Here is a 7,905-nt window from a genome sequence, read left to right on the forward strand (position 1 = left end):
CTTGCTCGCCCAACCTTACGCGATGCAAGGGGAACAACCCCTTTGTTTAGCACTCTAACCGCCAGACTGCTAATATTGAGCCAATTTTCAAGGGGGACACCTTCATGAGCCAAGCATTGGTGCGAAAGCCCGTGGACATGCCCGTCCCGGTAGGCAACCTGGACCACTACATGGCGGCGGTCAGCCGTATCGAGGTCCTGAACGTCGACGAGGAACAGCGTCTGGCGCGGAAACTGCGTGACCGGCAGGATCTCGATGCCGCGCGCCAGCTGATTCTGCACAACCTGCGCTTCGTGGTGCACATCGCCCGTGGCTACTCCGGTTACGGACTGCCGCTGGGCGACCTGATCCAGGAGGGCAACGTCGGCCTGATGAAGGCCGTGCGCCGGTTCGACCCCGACCATGGGGTGCGACTGGTTTCCTTCGCCGTGCACTGGATCCGGGCCGAGATCCACGAGTTCATCCTGCGCAACTGGCGCATCGTCAAGGTCGCCACGACCAAGGCGCAGCGCAAGCTGTTCTTCAACCTGCGCCAGGCCAAGCGCAGCCTCGGCTGGCTGAACCCGGACGAGGTGACCGCGGTCGCCCGCGACCTGGGCGTGCCCGAGAGCGACGTGCGCGAGATGGAGAGCCGCCTGGCCGGCCGCGACACCAGCTTCGATCCCGATCCCGCCGACGATGACGACCGCGGCTACCTGGTCCCTTCGGAACAGCTGTCCGCCAGTGCCGCCAGCGACCCTGCGCAGATCGTCGAGGATGCCGACTGGGATCGCCATTACCAGGCCCAGCTGCAGCGCTCCCTGGGCACCCTGGACGATCGCACCCGGGACATCGTAGTGCGCCGCTACCTGATCGAGCCCAAGGCCACCCTGCACGAACTGGCCCACGAATACGGGGTGTCCGCGGAGCGGATCCGGCAGATCGAGAACCGCGCCTTCAAGGAACTCCGCGACGTCCTTGCGGCGTAGGCGCAGGACCCAGCCCGGCCACGGCCGGGCCAACCCAGGGAGAACCCGGACCCATGTCTGGAACACGCGCTTTCGCCCGGCTCTTGGGCGCACTACTGCTCGGCCTCGGCCTGACCAGCCTCCTGTCCGCCCAGGACGCGCCTGACCAGGGATCCGGAGCCTGCGTCTGCCCGGACGAGGTGACGCTGGCCGAGCCCGCCTGGGTCCGCCTGCCCCCGCCGAACCTGTCGGTGACGGCCGCCTACATGACCCTCGGCAACCGCGGTGACGACGACCTGACGGTCGTTGCCGCCGAATCCCCGATTGCGGGCACGGTCGAACTGCACGAACACCTGCAGGACGCGGCCGGCGTAATGCGCATGCGCCAGGTGGCGTCACTGGCACTGCCCGCCGGCGGCAGCCTGGCCATGGAACCCGGCGGATTCCACCTGATGCTGATCGGCCTGCACCAGCCCCTGGCCGAGGGCGAGACCGTGCCGGTGATCCTGCACCTTGCCGACGGCCGCACCCTGGAAGTCGCCGCCGAGGTACGCCGCGCCGCGCCAGGCCGCGACCATGACGCGCATCACCACCACGGCCACCGGCACCACTGAGCCCAGCGAGCGCGGGAGCCCGCTCCCGCTTTCACGACGCCGAAACCCGCCCCACCGCCCCAAAGCGGCGGCAAGCCGCCGCACTCCACAGGCGCTGCGCGCCACCCCCCTATGGAGTGCGGGAGCTTGCTCCCGCTTTTTCACGACGCAGGACTCCGCACCAGCGCCCAAAGCGGCGGCAAGCCGCCGCACTCCAAAGGCGCTGCGCGCCACCCCCTATGGAGTGCGGGAGCTCGCTCCCGCTTTTTCACGACGCAGGACTCCGCACCAAAGCCCAAAGCGGCGGCAAGCGCCCGCACTCCATGGGCGCTTACGCCAGACCGCTGAGCAAATTGCTATGCTTCGGCGCATGCAGCGGATCTACCTGGACTACAACGCCAGCACGCCGATCGCGCCCCGGGTCGCCGAGGTGATGCGCCGGATGATGGGCGAGGCCTTCGGCAACCCCTCCAGCAGCCACTGGGCGGGGCGTCCGGCGCGGGCGGCGGTGGAGACGGCGCGGGCGCAGGTCGCCACGCTCCTCGGCTGCAGTCCCGAGGAAATCATCTTCACCAGCGGCGGCAGCGAATCCAACAACCTCGCCCTGAAGGGCCTGTTCTTCGCCAAACCGCAGGCGCACGCCCACATCATCACCACGCAGGTCGAGCATCCCGCCATCGTCGAGCCCTGCCGCTTCCTGGAACGCCTGGGCGCCCGCATCACCTGGCTTCCGGTGGACGGCAGCGGGTGCGTTAATCCCGAGGACCTGCGGCGCGCAATCACCGCCGAGACGCTGCTGGTCAGCGTGATGCACGCGAACAACGAGATCGGCACCATCCAGCCGATCGCCGAGTGCGCGGCGATCGCGCGCGAACACGGCGTGCCGTTCCATACGGATGCGGCGCAGTCGGTCGGCAAGATCCCCACCCGCGTGGACGATCTCGGCGTCGACCTGCTGACCCTCGCCGGGCACAAGTTCTACGGACCCAAGGGTGTCGGCGCCCTGTATGTACGAGCGGGGACCGTGCTGGAGCCGTTGCTCCACGGCGCAGCGCACGAGAGCGGGCGGCGCGCCGGCACCGAGAGCGCGCTCCTCGCGGCAGCGCTGGGCGAGGCCGGCACGCTGGCCGGCGACCTGGCCCCGATGCAGGCGGTCAAGACCCTGCGCGACCGCCTCCGCGACGCCCTCGCGGCGGAGCTCGGCGAGCAGGTGGTGTTCCATGGCCATCCGGAGCGGGTGCTGCCAAACACGCTGAACGTGTCCTTCCTCGGCACCACCGGCGCGGAGGTGCTGGCCGGCCTCGAAGGAGTTGCGGCATCGACCGGTTCCGCGTGCCACTCGGGGCGGGTGGAACTGTCCCCGGTGCTGCGCGCGATGGGCGTGAGCCCGGAGGCGGGCCAGGGCGCGGTGCGCTTCAGCCTGGGTAGGGAGACCACCGCGGCAGAGGTCGATGCGCTGCTGCGGCTGATCGCCACGGCGCCCTGGCGGCGGGCGCGGACGCCGGTGCCGTCAGCACCATGAGCCGGTCGGGCGCACACGTTCGGTACGGCTGATGGACGATCCGGGAAGCCAGCGACCTGGGGAACTCTGGCCGTCGGCGGCCTACTCGCGCCAGGTGGAGACACTGCGTGCGGCGGTGGGCCGCACGGTCTACCTGGTCGAACTCGCGGCCACTCCGATCCATCTCGGGGTCCGCCAGACGGGGCAGCCGCACGTGCTGGTGGACGTGATCGGCTTTCCGCGACCGGACCCGGCCCGCGGCCTTGCCCCGCACATGATCGTTCTCGATGATGGCCGCGGCATCAACCTGGGCCAACTGCTGCGCATCAGCCTGGAGCGGCCGTTCGATCCGTCACCGGGGCAGGTCCTTTACCAGGACGACGAACTGCGGCAGCAACTCCTGCTGCGGGAAAGAAGGCTTTCGAGGAAATTCATTGCCCAGCGGGCAAGGCTGCTGCTCGGCCAGGTGCTGGGCCGCTCCGCGCCCCCGTCCCTTGCCGGCCCGGAACCGACGCGCGAATTTCCGTCAACCGGCGAAGAGGATCACCGAGAAGAAGCTGAGCCAGGAGACGATGATCAGAATGACGATCAGCGTCAGGGGAAGATTTTCAAAGGTAAACCAGTCGCGCATCGCCAGCGATCCCGTCAGTAGCTTTTGCCGGAAGGGTATGCCGAAGCCCGCCCCGACGCAAGAACAACCCGTGCCCCAGCCCGTAGGAGGCGAGCCCTCTCGCCGATCTGGCGCCGGAAAACCCATCGGCCAGAGGCTGGCCTCCTACAGCCGGGCCCCTTGAAACAACACGAACCTGACCGCCGACGGAGCTTTCGTGATCATCGGCAGGTGGGCCCTTGCGGCGTCTCAGGGCTTCCGGTCCCCGTTGCGGTCATCATCCTCCGGCGTCGGCTCCGTGCGGCGGTCTTCGTTGCCGGGGATCATCGGGTCGTCGTCGTCCATCAGGATGCGGTACGCCGGGCCCTCCATGTCCTCGTACTGTCCGGACCGGATCGCCCAGAAAAACGCGAGGCCGATGACCAGCACGAGGACGAGCGCAATTGGAATCAGCAGGTAGAGTACTTCCATAACCCAAGTGTAGCAGCCTGATCCGCTGGCGCGGATTAACCGTTGCGCGCCGGACGGATCACGGTGGCGGGCAGGGGCGGCTTGTCCTCTTGGCCAGACAGGATCTCCTCGTTCTCGCGCCGCAGCCGCAGGGCGTTGCCCACGACGATCAGGGAACTGAGCGACATGCCGAGCGCGGCCAGCCAGGGCGTCAGGAATCCGGTCGCGGCCACGGGGAGCGCGATGCCGTTGTAGCCGATGGCCCAGATGATGTTCTGGCGAATGATCCGCAGCGTCTCGCGCGACTGTCGGATGGCGGCCGGAATCGCGTCCAGGCGGTCCGACATCAGCACCAGGTCGGCCTGGGTCTGGGCGATACGCGTGCCACTGCCCATCGCCAGCGAGACATCGGCGCCGGCGAGTACCGGCGCGTCGTTGATGCCCTCGCCGGCCATCAGCACGACCTCGCCGCGCGCCTGGCGCCGGCGCACGTACTCGACCTTGTCCTCGGGCGTCATGCCGCCACGCGCCTCGCTGATGCCGGCGCCCGCCGCGAAGAGCGCGACCGACTCGGGACGATCCCCCGAGAGCAGCACGACCTCGAGCCCGAGTTCCTGCAGTTCCGCCACCGTCTCGCGCACCCGCGGGCGCGGCTGATCGGCCAGCCAGAACACCCCGACCACTTCGCCGGCACGCGCGAGCCAGACCGCGGTCGCCTGCGCATGCGTCACCGGCGGCTGGACATTCTCGGGCACCTGCTCGAGTCCGACGAATCCCGGGGTTCCCACCCGGATCTCGACACCGTCCAGCAGCCCCGACAGACCCCGTCCGGCCACGTTGCGCACGTGCTCCAGCGGCGGTGCCGGAACCGCGCCCGCGGCCTGCACCAGCGCCTTGGCCAGCGGGTGCTCCGAGTGGCGCTCGAGCGCGGCCGCCATCTCCAGCAGTTCGCGTTCCCCGTAACCGGGCGCCAGAACCCGGGTGGCCACCCATTCCGGCTGCCCCACGGTCAGCGTCCCGGTCTTGTCGAAGCAGACGACGTTGGTCCTGGCCATGTCCTCCACGGCCTGCCCGCGGGTCAGCAGCAGCCCGATGCGCGACAGCACGCCGGTGGTCGTGGTGATCGCCACCGGCGTGGCCAGCGCGAGCGCGCAGGGACAGGTGGCGACCAGCATCGCGACCACGACCCAGAAGGCCCGGTCCGGCGCGATCCAGAGATACCAGACCATGCCCACGAGTGCGGTCAGGATCAGCACCGCGGCGGTGAAATGCCCGGTGCCCTTCTCGGCCATCCGGGCCAGCCGGGGCTTGTCGGTCTGTGCGCGGTCCAGCAGGCGCTGGATCGCGGCCAGCGTGGTCTCCGCGCCGACGCGGGTCACCCGCACCACCAGCGGACTGTCCACGTTCACGGTGCCGCCGGTCACGGCGTCGCCGGCCTTGCGCAGGCAGGGCTCGGGCTCGCCGGTGAGCAGCGCCTGGTTCACGGTGGACTCGCCGGCCTCGACCAGGCCGTCGGCAGGCAGGGGCTCACCGGGGCGGACACGCACGCGGTCGCCGGGCGCCAGCTCGGCCACCGGCACCTGCTCGTCGCTGCCGTCGGCCGCGACCCGCGTCGCCAGCGCGGGGATCAGGCGGTCCAGGCGGTCGATCGCCTGGCTGGAGCGCTGCCGCGCCATCAACTCCAGGTAGCGGCTGGTCAGCAGGAAGAAGACGAACATCGCCACCGACTCGAAATACACGTGCTCGCCGGTCCCCAGCGCCACCGAATACACGCTGGCGAAGTAGGTGCTGAGGATCGCGATACTGACCGGGACGTCCATCCCCAGCCGCCGGTGCTCCAGGTCGCGCCAGGCACTCTTGAAGAACGGCAGCGCGGAATAGAAGACCACCGGCGTGGTGAGTCCCGCGGCAACCCAGCGCATGAACTGCAGCAGGTTGGCGTAGGCCTCGTCGCCGGCGCCCAGCCACAGCGCCACGGCGAGCATCATCACCTGCATCATCCCCAGTCCCGCCACCGCCAGGCGGCGCAGTGCGACGTGGCGCTCGCGCTGGAAGGCCTTGTCGCGGGTACCGGGGTCGAAGGGGTGCGCGCGGTAGCCGATGCCGCGGATCGCCTGCAGGATGTCGGACAGCGCCAGGCGTTCGGGATCCCAGCGCACCCGCGCCCGGTGCGTCGCGTAGTTCACCGTGAAATCGGTGACGCCCGGCAGCGCCCGCACGTGGCGCTCGTTCAGCCAGACACACGCGGCGCAGGTGATGCCCTCGAGAATCAGCGAGGCCTCGCGCAGCACCGTGCCGGACCGATCGGTCTCGTCGGTGACGAACTGGCGCTGCACCTCGGGTTGATCGAAGAGCTTGAGCTCGCGCAGCTCGTCCGGGATCAGCGGTTCGCCGGGGCTCCCCGCGGGCGCGGTACGGTGATGGTAGTACCCGCCCAAGCCGTTCTCGATGATCGCGTTCGCGACCGCCTGGCAGCCGCCGCAGCAGGTCTCACGGGCCCGCCTCTCGAACTGCACCGGATAATGCGCCCCGCGCGGGACCGGGAGGCCGCAATGGAAACAGCCGGCATCCGCGGCCTGCTGTGCCGTCGCCGCCGCCGGTCCCGATGACGGTTCAACTGCAGCCATGAATGCCCACGAACGCCCCGCGCCGCGGCAGTCCCGGGACACCCGGCGCAACCCCGCCGGCCATCCCCGGGCCGCGCCGCAGACGCACGCCTGTCCCGGTCGTCATCGACTCAATCACCCTTCGCGCGCAAGGCGCGCTCCCACGGGTGCTTGCCCTTGTAGGAGCCTGCCTTGCAGACGAAGATTTTGGCGGTATCGCTGCGGTCAATGCGATTTTCCTTGCCTGCAGAGGATTCGTGACTTTCCGCATGGCCCACTAGCCGCGGCTCTCGCGCACCCGGGTGCTGGCCTGCTGCTCGTGCGTGTGCTCGCCGTGGCGGACGCGGAACAGGAGATCCCATCGGCCCGGCGCGTCCAGCGTCACCTCGGCCTGGTACAGGCCGCCGCCGACGGGTCGCATCGCGAAGACCTGGTCGAGATTGAAATCCGACACGCGCATGAACTCTCCCTCGATGGCCGCGTCGGAAATCGGCCGACCGTCGCGGTCGAGCACCCGGACCTGGAATACCGCCGGCTCCCCGACCTCGGGCCGTGACTGCCAGCCCTGCTGCACCTGCCAGCCCACGGTCCGCTGCTCCCGCATCGAATCGAAGTAGCCGGTCGCCAGGGCCTCCTTGCGCTCGCTGATGCGCGCCACCGTGCCGGGAAAGCCGGAGGTGACCTCGGTCGCCTGACTCTGCGGCTGGGGCAGCAGCACGCCGATGAACTGGCTGGGCATGCCGTGGGTCGCGACCGACAGCAGGATCGCGTTGACCGTGGCGACGATGCCGAAGAAGACCAGCATGGTCATCGGCGCCCAGTGGAGCCGACCGCTTTTGGCCTTCCTGCCGTGTTCCGATTCCTGCTGCGTGGTGATGATGCCCAGTCCATAGGGCACGATCACGTACAGCGCCAGGTGAATGGCGAAGACATCGGCCCCCGCCCAGTTGAGTACCGAGAACGGGATGAAGAGCAGCATCGTGATCGCGAACACGAGTCCCGCGGTCTGGTAGCCGCGCAGGCTGGTGAGGCGGTAGATGAGGAAGAACAGGCCGGTGATCAGCGCGACCCCGACTCCAAGCGTTATGACGAGATTATCCATGGCAACCATCAACGACAACAGTGAACGTTCAACGTACCGGCGACACGCTCCGGTTTCCAGTAACACCCCAATTCCCACCCCGGACACGACCCGACC

7 protein-coding genes are annotated in these 7,905 nt (G+C 69.0%); 4 read left to right on the plus strand and 3 right to left on the minus strand.

The window, feature by feature from the left end; all coding sequences use genetic code 11:
- The first annotated feature begins 104 nt into the window (after window positions 1–104).
- The 4 genes from rpoH to EA346_RS14620 all read left to right on the plus strand — a co-directional run bounded on the left by rpoH (window position 105) and on the right by EA346_RS14620 (window position 3,693).
- The gene (gene rpoH / locus EA346_RS14605) at window positions 105–968 is read left to right on the plus strand and encodes an RNA polymerase sigma factor RpoH (RefSeq protein ID WP_296759820.1); all 864 of its coding nucleotides are present in this window, start codon (window positions 105–107) and stop codon (window positions 966–968) included.
- Window positions 969–1,021: 53 nt separating this feature from the next.
- Entirely contained in the window at window positions 1,022–1,561 is a 540-nt protein-coding gene (locus tag EA346_RS14610; RefSeq protein ID WP_296759821.1) for a copper chaperone PCu(A)C, read from the plus strand.
- Window positions 1,562–1,898: 337 nt separating this feature from the next.
- The gene (locus tag EA346_RS14615) at window positions 1,899–3,062 is read left to right on the plus strand and encodes a cysteine desulfurase family protein (protein ID WP_296759822.1); all 1,164 of its coding nucleotides are present in this window, start codon (window positions 1,899–1,901) and stop codon (window positions 3,060–3,062) included.
- A gap of 31 nt (window positions 3,063–3,093) precedes the next feature.
- Window positions 3,094–3,693 carry a hypothetical protein gene (locus EA346_RS14620; RefSeq protein ID WP_296759829.1) on the plus strand — a complete coding sequence of 200 codons (600 nt, stop codon included), beginning with the start codon at window positions 3,094–3,096 and terminating at the stop codon, window positions 3,691–3,693.
- Between the two features lie 207 nt (window positions 3,694–3,900).
- Here the strand turns inward: EA346_RS14620 and ccoS are convergent, their stop codons facing one another.
- The 3 genes from ccoS to EA346_RS14635 form a co-directional block, all read right to left on the minus strand.
- The gene (ccoS, locus tag EA346_RS14625; protein WP_296759824.1) at window positions 3,901–4,122 is read right to left on the minus strand and encodes a cbb3-type cytochrome oxidase assembly protein CcoS; all 222 of its coding nucleotides are present in this window, start codon (window positions 4,120–4,122) and stop codon (window positions 3,901–3,903) included.
- A 35-nt stretch (window positions 4,123–4,157) separates the two neighbouring features.
- Window positions 4,158–6,728, minus strand: a complete 2,571-nt coding sequence (locus EA346_RS14630) for a heavy metal translocating P-type ATPase (RefSeq protein ID WP_296759826.1) — start codon at window positions 6,726–6,728, stop codon at window positions 4,158–4,160.
- A 256-nt stretch (window positions 6,729–6,984) separates the two neighbouring features.
- Window positions 6,985–7,809 carry a FixH family protein gene (locus EA346_RS14635; protein WP_296759827.1) on the minus strand — a complete coding sequence of 275 codons (825 nt, stop codon included), beginning with the start codon at window positions 7,807–7,809 and terminating at the stop codon, window positions 6,985–6,987.
- Window positions 7,810–7,905: the final 96 nt, after the last annotated feature.

Source organism: Thioalkalivibrio sp. (genome assembly GCF_007692535.1).
Lineage (GTDB): Bacteria > Pseudomonadota > Gammaproteobacteria > Ectothiorhodospirales > Ectothiorhodospiraceae > Thioalkalivibrio.

Coding starts and splice junctions, on each gene's coding strand:
- EA346_RS14620 (WP_296759829.1), top strand. CDS start 3,094: ATGGACGATCCGGGAAGCCAGCGACCTGGGGAACTCTGGCCGTCGGCG.
- rpoH (WP_296759820.1), top strand. CDS start 105: ATGAGCCAAGCATTGGTGCGAAAGCCCGTGGACATGCCCGTCCCGGTA.
- EA346_RS14615 (WP_296759822.1), top strand. CDS start 1,899: ATGCTTCGGCGCATGCAGCGGATCTACCTGGACTACAACGCCAGCACG.
- EA346_RS14610 (WP_296759821.1), top strand. CDS start 1,022: ATGTCTGGAACACGCGCTTTCGCCCGGCTCTTGGGCGCACTACTGCTC.
- EA346_RS14635 (WP_296759827.1), bottom strand. CDS start 7,809: ATGGATAATCTCGTCATAACGCTTGGAGTCGGGGTCGCGCTGATCACC.
- ccoS (WP_296759824.1), bottom strand. CDS start 4,122: ATGGAAGTACTCTACCTGCTGATTCCAATTGCGCTCGTCCTCGTGCTG.
- EA346_RS14630 (WP_296759826.1), bottom strand. CDS start 6,728: ATGGCTGCAGTTGAACCGTCATCGGGACCGGCGGCGGCGACGGCACAG.